Here is a 20,175-nt window from a genome sequence, read left to right as displayed (position 1 = left end):
ATCCAAATCAATTCTCGCTGCAATGCTGATGGTTGGTGCCGTGACCAACACCGCACTGGCGGCCAGCAGCGACTCTAAACAGGAGCGCCGGGCTGAAATACAGTCAATGCGCGCAACAGTGCTAAAAGATCTTTATCGCATCAAGCCAGATACCAAGGCCCAGATTGCTGCCAGCCCTGGTTACGCCGTTTTTAATAATAAGAATGTCAATGTCCTGATCGCCAGCTTTGGGGGTGGCTACGGTGTGGTACGAGACAACCGAACCGGCAAAGACACCTACATGAAAATGGGGGAAGTCGGAATTGGCCTTGGCTTAGGCATTAAAGACTTTCGGGCAGTCTTCGTTTTCCACAGCCCTGAGGTGATGCGTAAATTTATCGAAAGTGGCTGGGAATTTGGCGGACACGCCGATGCGGCAGCAAAGACCGGCAGTGCTGGGGCTGCCGTGTCTGGCGAGGTGTTGATTGATGGAATCACCATTTATCAACTCACCGAACACGGCCTGGCGCTTCAAGCCACGTTAAAGGGCACAAAATACTTCAAAGACTCAGATCTAAACTGAGGCTTCTAACCTGACTTGTTGCACTAGCGGCGGTCCATCACGCGGCCGCCGCTAACAAACTCAAACTTCTTTGCCGCGCGTGGCTTAGCGACCACCACCTGGGCCCTGAGGCCCACCACCGCCAGGCCCGCCACCACCGGGTCCCTTACCGGCTGGCCCACCGCGACCATAGCCCATGCCCTTGGGCGGTGGGTCATCGGGAATCGTTACGCCACGGGCTTTCGCACGGGCCTTCATTTCTTCATGCTGTTGAGCTCGAATCTTGTCACGCTCTTCTTTGGTCTTGGCGTTTCTCATTTTGTCTCGGTACTCAGTCCGCTCTTGCTCAGTCATGAGTTGCCTGCCGAAAATTGGTTCCTCTTGGGCTTGCGCGAACCCCGCACTGCCGATGGCGCCAAGGCCAACCGCCAAAGCAACAGCTAATACCCTTTTGCGCACCACGCTACTTGAAAAGTCCATGTTTGATCTCCAAAAGGCGTCTGAAAGGAGAAGTTCGAGCCTAGACGCTCGCCAGAAGGCTCGCTCCGCACGTCCCTCATCTTACTCCTGACTTTTAACTACACAACACTAGATGTAAACGCAAAAAATTAAGCTCGTTAGACCTAAACAAGAGGCATGTGCCCGCTGCGAATCAAAGCGCCAAGTCCAGCAGACGATCAACACCGACTGGTTCGTTTTTCATCAAGGGCACCAGCGCATACCGCTGCGCGTGCCGGGTGGCAACAGCTTCGATCTCTCGAAACTCGTTGAGGGCACGCTGACGCAGCAAAGGTGAAGCGGGTGCGCAGGCAGCCAGGCTGTTGTTAATGACCCAGGCCCATGGCTCGATACCCGCACGTCGAAGATCGTCCTGCAGGTTAGCCGCTTCAAGTACCGGCGTGGTCTCCGCCAGTGTCACGATCAAGACCTTGGTCTGTTTGGGATCCTGCAATTGCATCATGGGCGTGGTGAAGTGGACGCCGGTCTCACCCATCTGACGCACAATGTCGCGGTGATAGGCGCCCGTGGCATCCAGCAGCAGCAAGGTGTGTCCGGTTGGTGCGGTGTCCATGACCACGAACTTCTTACCAGCTTCCCTGATGATGCGGGAGAACGCCTGGAACACGGCGATCTCTTCGGTACATGGAGAACGCAGATCTTCTTCGAGCATGGCCCGACCTTCCGCATCCAAGGTCGCTCCTTTGGTGGACAGCACATGTTCGCGAGTGCGGGCTCCGGGCATGCTCACGTGGCCATGAGCAAGTTAGTACAGGTAATTTTGGCGGAGAGGGTGGGACAAACCTGACACTCTCCGCTAACCCGCACCAGCCCTGGGTTTGGTAGGGGTTGGGGTTAAAAATCTCTTTTTTTCTGCTACCAGGAATGCTACCAGCCCCATTCTCTGGGGCCAAGTCCTAAATTATTTGGGCTTAGGTAGGTTCTCCTTTTTGCCAACCAACCGATTTATGTGGTCCTGAATCTCCCTGTACCCAGAATCTGAAGCCTGACTTAATGCAATAGATAGCTGACGGATTTGGTCGTCTATTTCGGCTGAAGTGGTTGGGGTTTTGCCGAACCAAACTGCCCCTCCCCCTGGCCTTGGCTGTGGGTTTGGTTTCTTAACAATAATATTCTCTCTTTCACCTGTTCCGGGGTTAGTGGACAAAAGGGCTCGGGTTTCTTTTGAATCATTCCCAAGTGCTCCATCACCCCATAAAGAACCTGCTGAGTGTGGAGAATGGCTTGCTTTTGCTCCACGTCGGATTGAAGCAGGCTCTCTAGAAGGCTTAGGTCTTCTGACTGTGGTTTTTCTGCTGGTGTTTCTGATTGACTGTTTATCATACTTAATCTCCTCAAATTTTGTTTTTCTGATTGCTGAGTCGGTCAGCATTTGGCCTCTTTTACTTAATAGTTCAGAGAGCCTGTGTGTTTTGGTTTGATAGTCACTTTCTGTAAGACTAATGGCCTTATTTTTTTGAACAGTTGCTGTCTGCAATTTTTCAAAATTGGTGTCAGCACCAAACATTGGTCCCTTCAACCTGATTGCTTTTCCTGTTCCAGGAAATCTCACCGAAAGGTAATCCACCCCTTTTCTTGTGATTTCCATTCCAAGTGTGTCGGCTAGAAAGTTGGAAAGTTGTTTACGACTTTTAATCTGGCCTGATGTAATAGCAATTTGGAGTTCTTGCTGTAATAACTCAGCTTTTCTGGTGATGGGTTTACCCTCCACCTTTTTCCAGAAGCTGGAAACATTAACTCTCAAAGGGTTGGGCTGAACCTGTTTCCAGCCGTACTGGTGGTTAGTGATACTGGTGAAAAGACTCATTATTTCAATGCTCTCTTTTCCTGGCGGGTGTGGATTCCACCTCCTTCCAGCATTTCTCCCGGTCAGTTGCACCATTGGCAAAATGAAATGGATATGAAAACCAGCAAAACCTGTTTTAGGATTGGGTTTGTCCCTGTGAAGCACAAAAAGACTATTGATGCTATCCGGTGATAAGTTAGGAGCAACCACCAATTTAAAGTTTTCAACAATCTGGTGAATCTGCTCTCTTGTAGGTTGCTCCTCCGGTCTGAAGGCAATACAGCCACTACTGTACTTATGCTTTCTGTGGATGCTGTTAATAATGTCAATCGTCAGCCCTGGAGTACCTTCAATAATTTCTGGAGTTTCGGCTCTTGGTTCACCGTTATGATTCTTCGCTCTTAGCAAATAATTAATTGGGGCTTCACCATTTGAGGTGCCAGTTTTGAAAAAACGGACTATCACTTCTGCTCCCAGTTTCCCTTTTTTGCCTCCTCCAAAAGGTCATAAGCCATTCGCTTGATATCTTTCATAGCTCCATAAGTAGCCCTATCCACTTCAACCCCATAATTGAGTAGCCTAGAAATCTGGTTAATGTTGTTGCCAATACGGTTTAGAGCTGTGAAGCATTTGTACAATGCATTCCTAACGGCCTTTGGGTGGTCTTGCTCAAGATTAGCAAGGGCTTTTTCTCTCACATACTGTGCTACGGTCTTGTAGCCCATTTGGTGAGCTAGTTCCGTAATTTGATTTTGCTCTTCTTCGGTACACAAAAACTTTATTGTCTTGGTCCTGACATACTGGTTCTGGTCAGCACCGGACTGACCAGTGGATACTTTTTCTCTTTTTTCCATAACACTCCTTTTCTATTCAAGGGCTAGGGCACCCTTGAACGAGTACCAATCAGGAACAACTGTTCCTTGAATGGTTAACCTCGCTTAGGAGTTCCAACCGCTTCTTCTGTACATACAAAATTAAAATCAGAAGTCAAGAGATTGGAAAAAAGACGGAATATCCCCCGCCGTCCATTTTTTCTATTCTTACGTTTTTTTGGGTTGCCAAAGGCAATCAAGCCTTCGGCCCAATTTATCTTGGTTTTTTCTTTGGTTTTTGCTCTTGGTGTACCCGGAATAGCTCACCGTTTTTGGAAAGCTTTTTCCTTTCCCTGAATGCTGTTCATTCAAGGACCTGCTTAGCCATTTCTCGGTTATCTCACCTATAAACGGGCAACTATATTTTTGGATTAAGTTGCTTTCTGGTTCAGGGTTCCAAAACCCCATTGAGCACGGTCCAGATTTCGCCTTCGTTTGGTGGTTTGCTCTCCCTCTTCTACCACTTTCACAACATTGATTTCTCTTTGTTGCTATAGCCATTGCTCTAGTTCGTTATGAGGAGACTGCTTTTGCAGGTTGCCAGTTTTGTTTACTCTCCGCCTTCAACATTTAACTTGCTAGTAGCTGAGCGCTGAAGAGTGTCAAAGTGCACAAACACAAAGGACATTTAGAACGCTCACTTTTTAAGTTACAAGAAAATTTGCAATAGTCAAGGGTGAACTATCTGTTGGCATACTTTTCGAGGTCTTGGACCGTAATTTCCTCAGCAGCTGTTAATTTATAGTGGCGCTCTTCAACGACTTTTACCAAATCGTTTTCTATTGTTAATTCAAAGAGGGCAATTCGATTGTCGTCTAAAAACTGTGCTGATACGGGCCTGCAAATTAATGCTGAGAACTTTTCTTTGCAACACTCAATATCCTGTCTGGTTTGCACCACTGACAACTGATCCGCCCCTCCCTTTGCTTGAACAGGAATTACGTATTGTCTGCCCTGCCGATCCACGCCAACATATATCTCATCTATCTCTATTTGGCCTATTCCCTTTACAGTGGTTCTGAGATGGTTCTGTAATGAGTAGGTCGCAATCCCTAGGAAGATATCAATCAACCGGTTGTAACGAACTTTTGCCAGAAGAGCCTGCTCGTCCCCCTGTGCGTAAGCATTAATAATTTCTGGCGTTGAATCTGGGACCTTTACAGTCACCAAATTATTATTCGGAAGAATACGATTTATCTTAACAAGCTTGAAAGCGTACCTCGCTCGTCCTGCCGCCTCAATAATCCATTCTTGTCCCTTTGGCGCAGTGGCAGAGATACTTTTTGGCAACGGATTCCGATATCTGAAAGAATAGATTAAGTCGCCTAAATTCTTGGGCAATGTAACCTTGAGATTCGCTGCTTCTGTCTCAATCTCAGAGCGCGCAAACTCAAAGGTTGCTTGTTTTTTGTAATGATTTTGAAAGATTTTTTCAATTAGCAACTCATATCGGTTTGCTGATTTCTTAGCCACTTGTAGCCCCCGAAGATATTTTTCTCTGTCGCTGCGGAATAACGGTTTTTGAGACGGTATAAAACTCCGCTGCTTCTGACATCACAAAAGTCAAAAGCGCCTCATCTCCTGTATTTAAGACACGAGAAGGTTTTGAGGGCTTACGGCCAAGCGCTGATATTATTGAACTCGCCACAGCTCTTCCCAACCGTGGCGGAACAGAGTTCCCTATCTGCCTAAATCCATGCCACTTGGTGATATGAAAGCGGAACCAATCAGGATATGAATGCAATCGTGCCGCCTCCCTTACTGTGATAACCCTCGGGTAATTTGGATGTATGGGTCTTGGAGAAGTAAACGCCCCCCTATCACTACCCGTCCCTGCTCGTAATGTGTTGCAAACCCCACTTGGGTCTAGCTTAAGAAATCTACTAACCGGTTCAACTTTTCCAGGTTCTGTTTTTGAAAACCGTGACCGAGATATGTCAGTGTGCTCTGTACGAAAGCTGGAAGTCAAAAGATTAGGGTCAAACTGTCTTAAGTAACTAAAATCTAGATTTTCAGTTATTTCACCCCTCATCTGTTTTGAGTAAACAGACTTTGATTTGTACCTTACCTTAACTGTGTCAGTGGCTAACAATTGAGGAAAATCATCGGCATTTGGTAAATCCAGAATAGCCTCAGCAACAGTTACCGAACCCGTTGGTTTTGGATACGCTGGAAGTTTTTGACCCTTTCTTGCACCCAATAAAAATAATCGCTTTCTGTCTTGGGGTACTTCAAAATCAGCGGCATTTAGTACTTTGTAGTCCGCCAGCACATCGTACCCAGCTCGACCTAACGCCTCAATAATTTCCAGCAAAAACTGCCTGTGTTTTCCAACCGTCAAGCCCTTGACATTTTCAAAGACAAAATATTTTGGCGATAGTTGCTTAACTATTCGTACATAGTGATAAACCAACGAGTTTCTTGGGTCGTCAAGCGCCCTTTTCCCTATCAACGAAAATCCTTGGCACGGCGCCCCCCCAAATACAACGTCAATTTCTTTATCTCCAATTCCGGCTAGCGCTCTAATCTGAGTTCCCGTCAAATCCGTTACGCTCGCGCAGATTGTTTTACAGTATGGAAAGTTGTATTCGTGTACTGCGCAGTGAATCGGGTCAATTTCTACTGCAGCAACTATGTCAAAACCTGCTTGCTCAAACCCCAAAGACATTCCACCTGCCCCGGCGAATAAATCTATCCCTATGGGCCTTCCTCTCGTTACTTCGAATTTTGTTCTGTTTGTCATTTAAGTCTAATTCTATTGTTTGGTCAGCTTCTGAAGCTTTCAGTTTCGCGAATCCGGTAAAAAAACGCTATCAGACATTCTTCCTATACCGATTAACTAGCCCTTTACTGAAAGCCCTGAAATGATTTGCCATTCCTTTTTTAATAAGTCTAACGCCAATGCAATTTGTTCCACATTGAAGTCTTTGGCATAGACACGGTTGTTAATATCTTCAATCTCGTGCCCAATAAACTGACAACGGACTTCGTACGGAATCCCATTTTGTTTTAAGAAATCGTTTACGAACTTACGAATTGAGTGAAAGACAAGCTTGTCTCGGGTAATTCCTACAGTCTCCAAGTGTCGTTTAAACTTTTTTCCTACAGCATTCCCAGACCCTCTCCCAAGCCTTAAGGTGTACTTGAAGAGCTGGTCTTTGTCTTTAATAAAATCAGCCAAGCCGGACTGAAGCAATTCATCCGGTATTGGTACCGACCTTATGCCTGCAGAAGTTTTGCTATCCCTGATTTGTATGTAATTCACTCCGGAATCTGTTTTCTTGAACTGCGTTGCTTTTAGCCCTGTAATTTCTGAAATCCTGCACCCTGTGTGAATGCCCAACATAAGCACCCAGTAATAGTCAGGGTCCTTCTGTTTCTGCTCTTTGAAATAATCCGAGTGATACAGAGATTTAATTTCGTCTAATTCAAAAATTGCATAGCCATTGCTTTGCTTTCGTTTTTTGCTACTCATTAACTGACGGTTTTGGGCTGGATTAGCCCCGTTTGAGTAGCCCTGTGTGATTGCAAAATTAAAAATCGTTCTTAAAGCGGAGATTTTGTTGTCAATGGTCCGGGTGCTGTTTGCCTTTTTCTCTTTACCTGGGACCTTTATTTCCTCTGCAAGATATTCTTGATAGCGGGTGATATCACTTGGCTGGACTTCAAAGACCAAAGGATTTTTGAGGAACGTGGAGAATTCTTTTGCAGTATTTCCGTAAGAAATCCGTGTTGCTTCCTTCAGGTCTTTTTTTAGCAAAAATAACTTATCTACCACCTGGGGAACAGTCAGTCCTTGTTTTTTGGTGGCGGTAGGTTTTAGGTCCTGCTCTTCTGTTTTAGGGGCTTTGTGAATGCTTTTCAGAACCCCCAAGGCTTCCATCATTCGTTGGTGGTCCTCGGGTCCATCACTTTTAAGAATCCCCCTTTGCAGGTCTATCTCAAAGGATTTGGTTTCCTTCAGATTAATGCTGTTGATATCAAAAGGTTGCTTTGCCATCAGTTGCCCTAAGAGGTGTATCGCTCTTATTTTGGCGATTTTTTTCTTTCCGGTATCAAGGGATTTCTTGAACTGTTTATTACCAATGCGAATGTGTAGATAGTAAGTACTGCCACGGAGATAGACGGGTATGTTGAGCACGTTTTGCTACCAGTTGTGCTACCACCCAAAAGCAAAAAAGCCCTTAAGTCATTGATCTTAAAGGCTTTTTTTGGATTGGCGGAGAGGGTGGGATTCGAACCCACGGTGGACTAACGCCCACGCCTGATTTCGAGTCAGGTACATTCGACCACTCTGCCACCTCTCCGCGATCTCGAAATGCGAGCGCGAATTATACCTGCGCCGGCGCGATCACCGTCTTGCCGCCCATATAGGGCACCAGGGCCTTCGGGATCACCACGCTGCCGTCGGCCTGCTGATGGTTCTCAAGCACCGCGACCAGGGCCCGGCCCACGGCCAGACCAGAGCCATTTAGGGTGTGGACCAATTCCGGGCGGGCCTTGCCGCCCTCGCCTACCTTACGGACCCGGGCCTGCATGCGGCGGGCCTGGAAGGCCTCGCAGTTGCTAACCGACGAAATTTCCCGATAAGTGTTCTGAGAAGGCAGCCAGACTTCCAAGTCATAGGTCTTTGCCGCGCCAAAGCCCATATCGCCGGTACACAGGGCCATCACCCGATAAGGCAATTCCAGTCCTTTCAAAATCGCTTCGGCATGGCCCACCATCTCTTCAAGCGCCGCGTAACTATGGTCCGGGTCAACCACTTGGACCATCTCGACCTTATCAAACTGATGTTGCCGAATCATGCCCCGGGTATCGCGGCCATAGCTGCCCGCCTCTGACCGAAAGCAAGGCGTGTGGGCTGTTAGCCGCAGCGGCAGCTGCGCAGGGTCAAGAATCTCATCACGCACGATATTGGTGAGCGAGACTTCCGAAGTTGGTATTAAGTAAAGCGTCTCGCCCTCACCCTCAACACCGCCCTTTTTTACTGCAAATAAATCATCTGCAAATTTGGGCAGCTGGCCTGTGCCACGCATGCTGTCTGCATTCACGATGTACGGGGTGTAGCACTCCTGATAGCCATGAAACTGGGTGTGTGTGTCCAACATGTATTGGGCCAGGGCCCGATGCAGGCGGGCCACATCACCGCGCATCACCGCAAACCGACTGCCCGTGATTTTCACAGCCACTTCAAAATCCAAACCAAGCTTGGCACCCACATCCACATGGTCTTTTACGTCAAATGGGTATGGCTTCGGCTCGCCCACCCGGCGGACTTCCATATTCGAATCAGCATCCGCCCCTTCGGGTACGGACGCGTGCGGAATGTTGGGGATCGTCATTAACCAATCATTCAGCTTGGCCTGAATTTCTTCGAGTTGCTTGGCGCCTGCATCAAGTTTGGCTGCAATCTGTGCGACTTGCGCCATTAATGCGTCTGCATTTTCGCCCTTGCCTTTGGCCATACCGATTTGTTTCGACAGGCTGTTGCGTTGAGACTGCAGCTGTTCGGTCTCGACCTGAACCGCTTTGCGCTGGGATTCAAGCTCGGCAAACGCGGTGGTATCCAGGGTGTAACCACGGCGGGCGAGCGCCGCTGCAGTGCCGGCTAGGTCTTTACGAAGTAACTGGGGATCGATCATAAGAAAGGGCTTTTCATGAAGGCTTGGTTTTATTGAGTCGCCGCAGTTCGGCGAGCTTTTCCGCGATTTTACTTTCCATTCCGCGGTCGACCGGCTGGTAAAACTGGGGGTCTTTCCCCACGGCTTCTGGAAAGTAGCGCTGGCCTGCAGAAAAACCGCCCGGCTCATCGTGGCTGTAGCGGTACTGCGCACCATGGCCCATCGCTTTAGCCAGTTTGGTTGGCGCATTTCTTAAATGGTCTGGCACCGGCATGGAGCCGCGCTCTTGCACAAACTTGGTTGCGGCCTTGTAGCCGACATACACCGCGTTGGATTTGGCAGCACAGGCCAAAAAGACCAGGGCCTGGGCCAAGGCCAACTCACCCTCTGGCGAACCAAGCCGCTCATAGGCCTGAGCGGCCTCTAGCGTCATGGTGAGCGCCCGGGGATCAGCCAGACCAATGTCTTCCACCGCCATGCGAATCATCCGCCGGGCGATGTAACGTGGGTCACAGCCCCCATCGATCATGCGGGCAAACCAATACAGCGTTGCATCGGGGTCGCTGCCACGCACCGACTTATGCAAGGCCGAGATCTGGTCATAAAAGGCATCGCCCCCTTTATCGAACTGGCGCATCAACTGCGGCAGCAACTGATCGAGCAAGGCGTTGTCAATGACGGCCTTGGTCTGCAGCGCCCGCGGAATCAGAAGCTCTAAGGCGCCTAAGAAACGGCGGGCGTCGCCATCCGCGCTCGTCATCAATCGACTAAGCGCATCCGACTGCATCAGATCAGCAGGTGCTTGATAGCTGCGCAGGGCACGCTCCAACAAGATGGTGAGCGCTGCTTCATCTAAGGGCTTCAGGACATAGACACTGGCCCGTGACAACAGTGCGCTGTTGACCTCAAAGGCAGGGTTCTCAGTCGTGGCACCCACAAAGACAAAGAGGCCTGCTTCGACATGCGGCAAAAACGCATCTTGTTGCGCTTTATTAAACCGATGGACTTCATCGACAAAGACCACGGACTGTCGCTGCAGTTGGCGATTCTGTTCGGCAAGTAGCACGGCATCTCGAATTTCTTTGACACCACCCAGCACTGCCGAGATCGTAATTAACTCGGCACCACAGGCCTTGGCCAACAGGCGGGCCAGCGTGGTCTTACCCACACCGGGTGGGCCCCAGAGAATCATCGAGTGGAGCTTTTGGCTCTCAACTGCCGCTGCAAGTGGCGCCCCTGGCGACAACAGGTGAGACTGGCCCACCACATCATCAATTGACTGCGGCCGCAGCTGTTCAGCAAGTGGTATCGAAAGCGCAGTCGACATGTCTAAGTTGAAGGAAAGCCCAAGTGAATACCGCGAACCAACTTCACGGTGCGCGCAACACACTCACGCCAGCAGGCACTGAAAATTGAAAGAGCTTTGGATCAATGGTGCCGTTTTTAAAAATCCTGATTAAATCGACTCGGGTGATTTGATCCAGGCTGTCGGTAATTTCAAACTTGCGCAACTGCGCATCGGCATCCATACCCACGGCCAACCGCTTGATACCTGGCTCCGGTTTTTTAGGCGCCACCCCAATCCAGGTCAAGCCATCACGCTGCCCGGCGTCGGAAAACTCGTAGCGCTCCAATAGCTGCTCGCGTGTCAATGTATTGCTGTTTAGTAAAAGCGCCGCAATCCCTGTAAGACTCGCTGCGGCCACGGGCCGAACCGATGCCTGGGCCAAATCCGGATCAAACACCCAGAACTCTTTGTCATTTAGGATTTGCAGTTGTGCGTATGGTTTTTTAATTTCCCAACGCAGCATGCCAGGCTTAGCCATCCAAAACGTTCCCGAAGACTGACGCACCCGGGCAGATTTTGCCGCCGTGGTCTGAGAAAAATCGGCGCTCAATGTCTGAGTCGACGCAAGACTCTCGATCATGCGATCCACCGCGACCGACTGCGCCTGCACGGTGTCTGACACCGTGCCTGACACCAGGGTTACCAGGATCAGTGCCCCACCAAACCATTTGCTGAAGGTGTTGGTCATCATTGAGATGTCGGCACCAAGATGTCGCGGTTACCGTTGCTTTGCATGGTCGAAACCACGCCTGCCTGCTCCATGCTTTCCAGCAGCCGGGCCGCACGGTTATAGCCAATCCGCAAATGCCGCTGCACCAACGAAATCGATGCGCGGCGGTGCTTCAACACAATCGCCACAGCTTCGTCATACAGCGGATCGGCCTCACCGCTGACCCCCTCGGGGGAAAGCCCTGCGGTAAAGGTGCCGCCACCACCGCTTGTGTCTGCGCCATCCAAAATGCTGTCGTCATACTGGGCTTCGCCCGTCTGCTTCACAAAGTTGACCACGCGCATCACTTCATCGTCTGCCACAAAAGCGCCATGCACCCGGGTTGGCATGCCGGACCCCGCGGCCAAAAAGAGCATGTCACCTTGACCAAGCAGGGCCTCGGCACCCATCTGATCCAGGATCGTGCGTGAATCAATTTTGCTAGAGACTTGGAATGAAATTCGCGACGGAATATTGGCCTTGATCAATCCCGTAATCACATCCACCGATGGCCGCTGCGTGGCCAAAATCAAATGAATGCCGGCAGCACGGGCCTTTTGCGCAAGACGCGCAATCAGCTCTTCAATCTTTTTACCCGCCACCATCATTAAATCGGCCAGCTCATCAATCACCACCACAATCTGTGGCAGCGGCACCAGTGTGGGTGCATCGGGGTCTTCAGGGTTGGCCAGCGGGTCTTTAAGCGGCGTACCCTTTTTGATGGCCTCTTCCACCTTTTGGTTAAAGCCAGCCAGATTGCGGGTGTTGAGCTTACTCATGGTGCGGTAGCGCCGCTCCATCTCACCCACACACCAATGCAGCGCATTGGCAGCAAGCTTCATGTCGGTGACCACGGGCGTGAGCAGATGGGGGATGCCCTCGTACATCGAGAACTCCAACATCTTCGGATCGATCATGATCAGCCGAACTTCAGACGGCGTGGATCGATATAAAAGTGATAACAGCATGGCGTTTACGCCAACCGACTTACCTGAACCCGTGGTCCCTGCCACCAACAGATGTGGCATCCGGCCCAGATCCACCACCGTGGGTGCGCCCGAAATATCTTTACCCAGGGCCATGGGCAACACACCATGGTGATCCTGAAATGCCGTTGATCCGATAATTTCTGACAGGTGCACCATCTGACGGCGTGGGTTGGGCAACTCCAGGCCCATAAAGGTCTTGCCCGGAATAGTTTCCACCACACGCACCGACACCACCGAAAGCGCACGGGCAAGATCGCGCGCAAGGTTCACAATCTGCGAGCCCTTTACCCCCAAGGCCGGTTCAATCTCATAACGCGTAATCACCGGGCCGGGCTGGGCACTCACCACTTTGACCTGAACACCGAAGTCGGCCAGCCGGTTTTCAATCAGCCGCGATGTGAATTCCAGCGTCTCGGCGGACACAGTTTCAATCTGCTCACCCACTTCGTCTAAAAGCGACAGCGGCGGCAGACCACCCGTTGCGGCGACGTCTGAAAAAAGCGAACGTTGTTTTTCCCGCTGCTTGGCCTCGACCACTTTTTTAGACACCTGCGGTGCCGCCACAGGCTTGATTTCCAGGCTGTGCTCAACTTCACGTTGACGGCGTTTTTCTTCCAAGGTCTCGGCCCGCTCAATGGCTGCCGACTCACCGAGTTTGCGGTCCTCACGGGCAGCAATCTTGGCGCGCGCCTGAAAGAGCAGTGCCTCGGCGGTGCGGCCCACGCGCTCGGTGACATCAAGCCAAGAGAAGCGAAAAAACATGGCCAGGCCGGCCACGATCATGACCAAGCACAGCAGCGTCAGGCCGATGGACCCCAGGGCCCAGTCGCCAAAACTTCCCACCACACTGCCCAGGGCGCCACCCGCCTGAAATGAAATCGGGCTGGACCCCCAGCTAATGCGCTGGGCTTCCAGAGTGCAGCTGCCAATCATTAATAGAACAAAGCCCGCCCACCGGACAGGACTCATCAATGCTTTTCGGCCACCCTCTTCGATCGCCGTGCCAACCCCAAGCTGCTGCTGTTCTCGGACAGCGCGAGCCAAAAACCAGCTGGCATACGCCAGCGACGCAGACAACACCACGAACCAGGCAGCAGAAAACCCAAAGCCAAACAGCATGAAGTCTGATGTCCAGGCGCCAAAGCGGCCCAGCCAATTCGAGGGCTCCACTTGGGAGCCCTGCTGGAACCAGCCCGCATCGTTGGGTGACCAGGAGACCAAGGAGAGAAACATCCAGATGGAAAAAGCACCATAGCCAAACCAGCGCAGCTCTGCCCCAAACCCGGAGACCTGGGGGGTGCTGTCTGCGGACAAGGCCCTGCGGCCGGCTGATCCGGCGTTGGTGCGGCCTGAAGATCGGGTATTGCGTAGTGCCATGAACTCCTTTTTCCGCTGGGGGTCCAACGGGCTTCGGTCTAAATTTCTATAATTGTGCCGTGTCGACGGGATTCTCGCCTGCACGGCCCCGTTTTACTCCCCCGCGCCCCTGACAGAAAGGCTCCCTCAAGATGGCAAATGCTGCCCCCCAACACCACCGACTCATCATTCTCGGCTCAGGCCCTGCCGGCTACACCGCCGCCATCTATGCGGCTCGCGCCAACCTGAACCCCGTGCTGATCACTGGATTGGCCCAGGGCGGCCAGCTCATGACCACCACCGATGTTGAAAACTGGCCTGCCGAACCCCACGGTGTGCAGGGCCCAGACCTGATGCAGCGATTTTTAGCGCATGCAGAGCACTTCAAGACCCAGATGATCTTTGACCACATCCACACTGCCAAGCTGACCGAAAAGCCAGTTCGCCTGGTGGGCGATATGGGTGAATACACCTGCGATGCGCTGATTATCGCCACCGGCGCTTCTGCCCAATACCTGGGCCTGCCATCTGAAGAGACCTTTATGGGCCGGGGTGTCTCCGGCTGCGCAACCTGCGACGGCTTTTTCTACAAAGGCCAAGACGTCTGCGTGGTGGGCGGTGGCAACGCCGCGGTAGAGGAAGCCCTTTATTTGTCGAACATTGCAAAAACTGTGACCTTGATTCACCGCCGTGACAAGTTCCGCGCAGAACCCATCTTGGTCGATCGCCTTATGGCCAAGACCCAGGGGGGCAATATCCGCGTGGAGTTCAACCATGTGCTTGATGAAGTCTTGGGCAACGACTCTGGCGTTACCGGTGTTCGAATCAAACACGCCGAAAGTGGTCAGGCCAAAGAGCTTGCCGTGCATGGTGTCTTCATTGCCATTGGCCACAAGCCCAACACCGACATCTTTGCAGGCCAGTTGGACATGACCAATGGTTACATCAAGACCAAGAGCGGTTTAGAAGGCAATGCAACAGCCACCAACATCGCGGGTGTTTTCGCAGCAGGCGATGTGCAAGATCACATCTATCGCCAGGCTGTGACCAGCGCCGGTACGGGCTGTATGGCAGCGCTCGATGCCCAGCGCTACCTTGAGGCGCTTGAAAAGTAATTAAACGCCACAGCACCACAATGGCCAAACCATATGACCGACGAGCGCGAACTCTTTCTGGCTGCCGTTGCGGGCGCAAAGCCCTTGCCCGCAACGCCTATGCCGCCATCGGTCCAGGCCAAGCCGAAACCAAAACCCATTCCTGTTAAGCGGCTTGAAGACGAGAATCAGGCCCTGATGGATTCCAGGCTCTCGGACATGACGCCCGAGAGCCTTCTTGATAGCGATGAGCAGCTTTCCTTTGCGCGGCATGGCATTTCCAGCGACACACTGAAGAAACTTCGGCGTGGCCACTGGGTGGTGCAGGCGAGTCTTGACTTGCACGGCCTTCGCACCGACGAGGCGCGTGATGCCTTTGCTGAGTTTTTAAAACACTGCGCCCACCGAGAGATCCGCTGTGTGCGGATCATTCACGGAAAAGGCCTGGGGTCGATTAACCGCCAGCCCGTGCTCAAAGGCAAGGTGCTGGCCTGGCTCATGCAAAAAGAAGAGGTATTGGCGTTTTGCCAGGCGCCGGCCAACGATGGCGGCAGCGGCGCCGTTCGGGTACTACTTAGACAGCCGCGTCACCCGTCTCGCCGGTCCTGATTCGGATCACCTGCTCAATCGGGGTAACAAAAATCTTGCCATCGCCAATGCGCCCCGTTCTGGCCGCCGTGACGATCGCCTCCACCGCACGCTCACAGAGCTCGTCGGCCACAACCGCCTCGATCTTGATCTTGGGCAGAAAGTCCACCACGTACTCGGCGCCACGATAAACCTCGGTATGGCCCTTTTGGCGGCCAAAGCCTTTTACATCCGTCACGGTCAGGCCGCTCACCCCAACATCTGCAAGGGCCTCTCGGACTTGGTCGAGTTTGAAGGGCTTTACGATCGCGGTCACTAGCTTCACAGTCTTTCACCTATTGGTTTGTTGGTTCAGAAAATCCATTTGTTAAAGGATAGCGCCAATCGCGGCCAAATGCCCGTTGACTGATCCGCACCCCAGGGGCCGCCTGACGGCGCTTGTACTCATTGATTCGGATCAGCCGCAATACCCGATCGACATCGGCCGGCGCATGACCTGCGGCAATGATCTCGGCACGGGTCTCGCCATTTTCAATGTAACGGGCCAGCATGTCGTCGAGCAGGTCATAGGGCGGCAGACTGTCTTGGTCGGTCTGATTGGGACGAAGCTCCGCACTCGGTGCACGAGTCAGAATTCTTTCAGGAATCACGGGGCCAGACCCTTGGGCCAGCCCCATCTGATTACGTTCATGACAAAGCCGATAGACCATGCCTTTGAATAGATCTTTGATCACCGCAAAGCCACCGGCCATATCACCGTAGAGCGTGCAGTAGCCCACCGCCATCTCTGATTTATTTCCAGTCACCAACACCAGTGCTGATGTCTTATTCGAGATGGCCATCAAGAGCGTGCCACGAACACGGGCCTGGATATTTTCTTCAGTCGTGTCGGCAGGTAGACCAGAGAAAATCGGCGCTAGCGATTCCTTAAATTGACCATAAAGCGGTTCGATATCAATTTGATCTAACCGGACACCAAGTGCCTGTGCGCAGGCCTTGGCATCATCAATGCTGATCTGGGCGGTATAAGGCGACGGCATCATGACTGCCCGGACATTTTCTGGGCCGAGTGCATCGGCAGCAACGGCCAAGACCAAGGCTGAATCAACCCCACCCGATAGCCCCAAGACTGCACCCTTGAAACCATTTTTCGTGACGTAGTCGCGCGTGCCCAACACCAGGGCCTGATAGGCCTGCTGCTCAATCGACAATTCGGGTTCTAAGCGCGCTGGAATTTGTTCGTCTGCCAGTGCGCTGGAAAAGATATCCACGACCAGCAGGTCTTCTTCAAACTGCTTGGCCCGCGCCACCACATCGCCACGGCTATTCAGCACAAATGAGCCACCGTCAAAAAGCAGTTCGTCTTGGCCACCTAACAAATTACAAAAGACCACGGGCAGGCCCAGCTTGGAGACATTCGCACGAAGGACATCCAGCCGTTCGCGTTGCTTGTTCAGATGAAAAGGCGATGCGTTAAGCGATAACAACACCTGGGCACCACTGGCCTTGGCCATGGCGGGCGCTCGGCTGGCCCAGACGTCTTCACAGATATTGATCCCCAGCTTTAACCCGTTGACTTCAACCACACAGGGGGCACCATCGGGCGAGAAATATCGCTGCTCATCAAACACCGCATAGTTTGGCAGCTCAAGCTTTCCGTAACTGCCAATCAATTTGCCGTAACGAAAAACAGATGCGGCATTGAACACATGATGCTCTCGGGCACGGGGATGACCCACCACCACCGTGATGTCTGACAGGGCCTTTAGCCGCTCGGCCAGGTCTTGCAGGGCCTGATCACAGGCCGCCAGAAATGCGGCGCGAAGCAGCAAGTCTTCTGGGGGGTAGCCCGTTAGCGAGAGCTCTGGGGTAAGAACGACCTGAGCCCCCTGGGCCTGCGCCTCTTGCGCCGCTTGAAAGATTTTGTCTGCGTTACCTGCTAGGTCGCCAACACGGCTGTTGATTTGCGCAATGGCGACCCGGAACATTTATTTCACGCTTTCCTTTTGATAGCGCTTCATGCCGTCGGTGACTTCTTTTTTCGCTGCATCGGAGCCGGCCCAACCTTTGACCTTGACCCACTTTCCCTTTTCCAAGTCTTTGTAGTGTTCAAAGAAGTGCTGGATCTGCGCCAAGACATGCTGGTTAATGTCGGATGGTTCTTTCCAACGCTTATAGATGGGAAGAATCTTGTCGGTAGGGACCGCGAGAAGCTTGGCATCGCCACCCGCCTCGTCGTCCATTTTTAAGACACCAATGGGGCGGCAACGGACCACCGCGCCGGCAGCCACTGCAAACGGGGTGATGACCAACACATCGACAGGGTCACCGTCGTCCGAGATCGTCTCGGGGATGTAGCCGTAGTTACAGGGGTAATGCATGGAGGTCATCATGAACCGGTCGACAAAGAGCGCGCCGGTCTCCTTGTCCACTTCGTACTTGATCGGGTCGGAATGGGCGGGGATTTCAATAATGACGTTAAACTCTTCCGGCGCTTTGTTGCCGGCAGTGACATTTTTCAGGGCCATCTCAGGTCTCCATAGTTGAGGGGGCAACGCGAGGCCCTGCCATTCTAAGGGATTCCCCCATGGCCAGTCAGTGTCGAATCTCAGCCATATTTAGTGGGTTTTACGTGAAGTTCTAAGGGAATTTTTAATAAAAAAGGAGAAACCCCATGTCAATGGGACTAAATCTGGCGTTGATCTGTGGCCTGCTGGCCATCGTCTACGGCATTGTGGCTAGCCGTTGGATCCTGGCCAAATCTGCAGGAAACGCCCGTATGCAGGAGATTGCAGCCGCCATTCAGGCCGGTGCCTCGGCCTACCTGGGCCGGCAGTACCGAACGATTGCCATCGTTGGTGTTGCCATCTTTATTTTGATTGCCATCGTGCCGGGCCTTGGCCTAGACACCGCCATCGGCTTTGCCATCGGCGCCGTTCTGTCAGGCGCTGCCGGCTTTATTGGCATGAACATCAACGTTCGGGCTAACGTGCGCACGGCGGAAGCCGCCCGCGGCGGTATCAACCCAGCACTGGCGATTGCCTTCCAAGGCGGCGCCATCACGGGCATGTTCGTGATCGGTCTGGGCCTGGTCGGCGTGGCTGGCTTTTATGCCTTTGAACTGGCCCGAACTGGCGACGTGATGAAGGCGCTGCACCCCCTGATCGGTCTGGCCTTTGGTTCCTCGCTAATTTCCATCTTTGCCCGTCTTGGCGGCGGCATCTTCACCAAAGGTGCAGACGTGGGCGCGGACTTGGTGGGCAAGGTTGAAGCCGGTATCCCGGAAGACGACCCCCGCAACCCCGCCGTGATTGCCGACAACGTGGGCGACAACGTGGGTGACTGCGCTGGTATGGCCGCCGACTTGTTTGAGACCTATGCGGTGACCGTGATTGCCACCATGTTGTTGGGTGCCCTTCTTATGAAAGGCATCGCAGCAGAGGCAGCGATCTACCCCTTGGCACTTGGCGGCGTGTCGGTGATCGCATCGATCATTGGCTGCTTCTTTGTGAAGTATTCCGGTACTGGCAAGATCATGACGGCGCTTTACAAAGGCCTGATTGTTGCTGCCGTGTTGTCGATCATTGCCTTTTACTTTGTGACCAATTGGATCATGGCGGGTGCTGCAGCAGTCGTACCCGGCATGACGGTGATGAATCTCTGGCTGTCGGCGATTGTGGGCATTGCACTCACCGCCGCCATGGTGGTGATTACCGAGTACTACACCGCCACAGAATACGGCCCAGTGCGCCATGTGGCCGCTGCCTCTGAAACGGGTCACGCCACCAACATCATTGCTGGTATCGCTGTGTCCATGCGCTCGACTGCACTGCCCGTGCTGTCGGTCTGCGTGGCCATCTGGGTGGCATTCCAGCTGGCTGGCCTTTACGGCATTGCCATTGCCGCCACCGCCATGCTGTCAATGGCGGGCATTATCGTGGCACTTGATGCGTATGGCCCGATTACCGATAACGCCGGTGGTATTGCAGAAATGGCCGAACTTCCCAAAGAGGTTCGCAACGTGACCGACCCGCTGGATGCCGTTGGCAACACCACCAAGGCCGTGACCAAAGGCTATGCCATTGGATCTGCTGGTCTTGCTGCGTTGGTCTTGTTTGCTGACTACACCCACGCACTCGAGGGTGCAGGTCACACCATCAAGTTTGACTTGTCGGACTATGAAGTCATCATCGGCCTATTCATTGGCGGCATGATTCCCTTCTTGTTTGGCGCCATGGCCATGGAGGCCGTTGGCCGCTGTGCGGGTTCGGTCGTGACTGAAGTGCGCCGACAGTTCCGGGAAATCAAAGGCATCATGGACGGTACCGGTAAACCGCAATACGACGTTGCGGTAGATCTGCTGACCAAGGCTGCGATCAAAGAGATGCTGATTCCTTCTCTGCTGCCCGTGGTGGTGCCGGTTGCTGTTGGATTGATTCTTGGCCCCAAAGCGCTCGGTGGCATGCTGATGGGTACGATTGTGACCGGTCTGTTTGTCGCAATCTCCATGTGTACCGGTGGCGGTGCGTGGGACAACGCCAAGAAGTACATTGAAGATGGTCACTACGGTGGTAAAGGGTCTGACGCCCACAAGGCCGCGGTAACGGGGGACACGGTTGGCGATCCCTATAAGGACACCGCTGGCCCGGCTGTGAACCCCTTGATCAAGATCATCAACATTGTGGCGCTCTTGATCGTGCCAATTCTGCCCATGGCAGCGAAGTAAGTTGTGATCGAAACCTGTTTTGGCCC

General features: G+C 52.6%; 17 protein-coding genes, 1 tRNA gene and 1 pseudogene. 4 read left to right on the top strand and 15 right to left on the bottom strand.

Features of this window, described 5'->3' with window-relative positions; all coding sequences use genetic code 11:
- The first annotated feature begins 22 nt into the window (after window positions 1-22).
- Window positions 23-562 (top strand): YSC84-related protein, encoded by a 540-nt coding sequence (locus AOB54_04140; protein WVN42757.1) that lies wholly within the window; start codon window positions 23-25, stop codon window positions 560-562.
- An 84-nt stretch (window positions 563-646) separates the two neighbouring features.
- On the opposite strand, the gene AOB54_04135 is transcribed toward AOB54_04140, so the two are convergent.
- The 12 genes and pseudogenes from AOB54_04135 to AOB54_04080 form a co-directional block, all read right to left on the bottom strand.
- A complete protein-coding gene (locus AOB54_04135) occupies window positions 647-1,021 on the bottom strand; it encodes a hypothetical protein (protein ID WVN42572.1) in 375 nt (124 codons plus the stop codon).
- 172 nt (window positions 1,022-1,193) lie between these two features.
- A pseudogene (locus AOB54_04130) lies at window positions 1,194-1,766 on the bottom strand (ArsA-related P-loop ATPase).
- Between the two features lie 195 nt (window positions 1,767-1,961).
- Window positions 1,962-3,311 (bottom strand): hypothetical protein, encoded by a 1,350-nt coding sequence (locus AOB54_04125; protein WVN42571.1) that lies wholly within the window; start codon window positions 3,309-3,311, stop codon window positions 1,962-1,964.
- Window positions 3,308-3,700 carry a plasmid mobilization relaxosome protein MobC gene (mobC, locus tag AOB54_04120; protein WVN42570.1) on the bottom strand — a complete coding sequence of 131 codons (393 nt, stop codon included), beginning with the start codon at window positions 3,698-3,700 and terminating at the stop codon, window positions 3,308-3,310. The genes AOB54_04125 and mobC overlap by 4 nt, the downstream gene beginning before the upstream one ends.
- A gap of 699 nt (window positions 3,701-4,399) precedes the next feature.
- Window positions 4,400-5,191: an endonuclease gene (locus AOB54_04115; GenBank protein WVN42569.1), complete on the bottom strand. Its 792-nt coding sequence runs from the start codon at window positions 5,189-5,191 to the stop codon at window positions 4,400-4,402.
- The gene (locus AOB54_04110; protein ID WVN42568.1) at window positions 5,184-6,461 is read right to left on the bottom strand and encodes a DNA cytosine methyltransferase; all 1,278 of its coding nucleotides are present in this window, start codon (window positions 6,459-6,461) and stop codon (window positions 5,184-5,186) included. Before AOB54_04110 ends, AOB54_04115 begins: the two co-directional genes overlap by 8 nt.
- Before the next feature lie 96 nt (window positions 6,462-6,557).
- Window positions 6,558-7,859, bottom strand: a complete 1,302-nt coding sequence (locus AOB54_04105; protein WVN42567.1) for a tyrosine-type recombinase/integrase — start codon at window positions 7,857-7,859, stop codon at window positions 6,558-6,560.
- A 76-nt stretch (window positions 7,860-7,935) separates the two neighbouring features.
- Window positions 7,936-8,025 (bottom strand) — tRNA-Ser (locus AOB54_04100).
- Window positions 8,026-8,049: 24 nt separating this feature from the next.
- On the bottom strand, window positions 8,050-9,360 hold the full coding sequence (gene serS, locus AOB54_04095) for a serine--tRNA ligase (protein WVN42566.1): 1,311 nt from the start codon (window positions 9,358-9,360) through the stop codon (window positions 8,050-8,052).
- A 13-nt stretch (window positions 9,361-9,373) separates the two neighbouring features.
- Window positions 9,374-10,666 carry a replication-associated recombination protein A gene (locus tag AOB54_04090; protein ID WVN42565.1) on the bottom strand — a complete coding sequence of 431 codons (1,293 nt, stop codon included), beginning with the start codon at window positions 10,664-10,666 and terminating at the stop codon, window positions 9,374-9,376.
- 43 nt (window positions 10,667-10,709) lie between these two features.
- Window positions 10,710-11,378, bottom strand: coding sequence for an outer membrane lipoprotein chaperone LolA (gene lolA / locus AOB54_04085; GenBank protein ID WVN42564.1), 669 nt, complete (start codon window positions 11,376-11,378; stop codon window positions 10,710-10,712).
- Complete coding sequence (locus AOB54_04080; GenBank protein ID WVN42563.1) at window positions 11,375-13,762, bottom strand: DNA translocase FtsK 4TM domain-containing protein; 2,388 nt, start codon at window positions 13,760-13,762, stop codon at window positions 11,375-11,377. Before AOB54_04080 ends, lolA begins: the two co-directional genes overlap by 4 nt.
- A 131-nt stretch (window positions 13,763-13,893) precedes the next feature.
- Here AOB54_04080 and trxB point away from each other — a divergent pair, with 131 nt between their 5' ends.
- Together trxB and AOB54_04070 are read left to right on the top strand one after the other, a co-directional pair.
- Window positions 13,894-14,856: a thioredoxin-disulfide reductase gene (gene trxB / locus AOB54_04075; GenBank protein ID WVN42562.1), complete on the top strand. Its 963-nt coding sequence runs from the start codon at window positions 13,894-13,896 to the stop codon at window positions 14,854-14,856.
- Between the two features lie 33 nt (window positions 14,857-14,889).
- Window positions 14,890-15,444 (top strand): Smr/MutS family protein, encoded by a 555-nt coding sequence (locus AOB54_04070; protein WVN42561.1) that lies wholly within the window; start codon window positions 14,890-14,892, stop codon window positions 15,442-15,444.
- On the opposite strand, the gene AOB54_04065 is transcribed toward AOB54_04070, so the two are convergent.
- The 3 genes from AOB54_04065 to ppa are packed head-to-tail and all read right to left on the bottom strand — an operon-like array spanning window position 15,410 to window position 17,951.
- Entirely contained in the window at window positions 15,410-15,748 is a 339-nt protein-coding gene (locus AOB54_04065) for a P-II family nitrogen regulator (GenBank protein WVN42560.1), read from the bottom strand. The two genes, AOB54_04070 and AOB54_04065, sit on opposite strands and share 35 nt — an antisense overlap.
- 10 nt (window positions 15,749-15,758) lie before the next feature.
- Window positions 15,759-17,411, bottom strand: a complete 1,653-nt coding sequence (locus AOB54_04060; GenBank protein WVN42559.1) for an NAD+ synthase — start codon at window positions 17,409-17,411, stop codon at window positions 15,759-15,761.
- Entirely contained in the window at window positions 17,412-17,951 is a 540-nt protein-coding gene (ppa, locus tag AOB54_04055) for an inorganic diphosphatase (GenBank protein WVN42558.1), read from the bottom strand.
- A gap of 146 nt (window positions 17,952-18,097) precedes the next feature.
- Between ppa and AOB54_04050 the strand changes: the two genes are divergently transcribed.
- The gene (locus tag AOB54_04050) at window positions 18,098-20,149 is read left to right on the top strand and encodes a sodium-translocating pyrophosphatase (protein ID WVN42557.1); all 2,052 of its coding nucleotides are present in this window, start codon (window positions 18,098-18,100) and stop codon (window positions 20,147-20,149) included.
- Window positions 20,150-20,175: the final 26 nt, after the last annotated feature.

Origin of the sequence: beta proteobacterium MWH-UniP1, from assembly GCA_036362785.1 — a bacterium.
Lineage (GTDB): Bacteria > Pseudomonadota > Gammaproteobacteria > Burkholderiales > Burkholderiaceae_A > Lacustribacter.
Note: the sequence above shows the minus strand (reverse complement) of the source record. Positions and strands in the feature narration are given on the sequence as shown.

Bases quoted from the DNA above. Each gene is read 5' to 3' on its own strand.
- AOB54_04090 (WVN42565.1), bottom strand. From the start codon at position 10,666: ATGTCGACTGCGCTTTCGATACCACTTGCTGAACAGCTGCGGCCGCAG.
- AOB54_04060 (WVN42559.1), bottom strand. From the start codon at position 17,411: ATGTTCCGGGTCGCCATTGCGCAAATCAACAGCCGTGTTGGCGACCTA.
- trxB (WVN42562.1), top strand. From the start codon at position 13,894: ATGGCAAATGCTGCCCCCCAACACCACCGACTCATCATTCTCGGCTCA.
- AOB54_04050 (WVN42557.1), top strand. From the start codon at position 18,098: ATGTCAATGGGACTAAATCTGGCGTTGATCTGTGGCCTGCTGGCCATC.
- ppa (WVN42558.1), bottom strand. From the start codon at position 17,951: ATGGCCCTGAAAAATGTCACTGCCGGCAACAAAGCGCCGGAAGAGTTT.
- AOB54_04140 (WVN42757.1), top strand. From the start codon at position 23: ATGCTGATGGTTGGTGCCGTGACCAACACCGCACTGGCGGCCAGCAGC.
- serS (WVN42566.1), bottom strand. From the start codon at position 9,360: ATGATCGATCCCCAGTTACTTCGTAAAGACCTAGCCGGCACTGCAGCG.
- AOB54_04080 (WVN42563.1), bottom strand. From the start codon at position 13,762: ATGGCACTACGCAATACCCGATCTTCAGGCCGCACCAACGCCGGATCA.
- mobC (WVN42570.1), bottom strand. From the start codon at position 3,700: ATGGAAAAAAGAGAAAAAGTATCCACTGGTCAGTCCGGTGCTGACCAG.
- AOB54_04135 (WVN42572.1), bottom strand. From the start codon at position 1,021: ATGGACTTTTCAAGTAGCGTGGTGCGCAAAAGGGTATTAGCTGTTGCT.
- AOB54_04070 (WVN42561.1), top strand. From the start codon at position 14,890: ATGACCGACGAGCGCGAACTCTTTCTGGCTGCCGTTGCGGGCGCAAAG.
- lolA (WVN42564.1), bottom strand. From the start codon at position 11,378: ATGATGACCAACACCTTCAGCAAATGGTTTGGTGGGGCACTGATCCTG.
- AOB54_04110 (WVN42568.1), bottom strand. From the start codon at position 6,461: ATGACAAACAGAACAAAATTCGAAGTAACGAGAGGAAGGCCCATAGGG.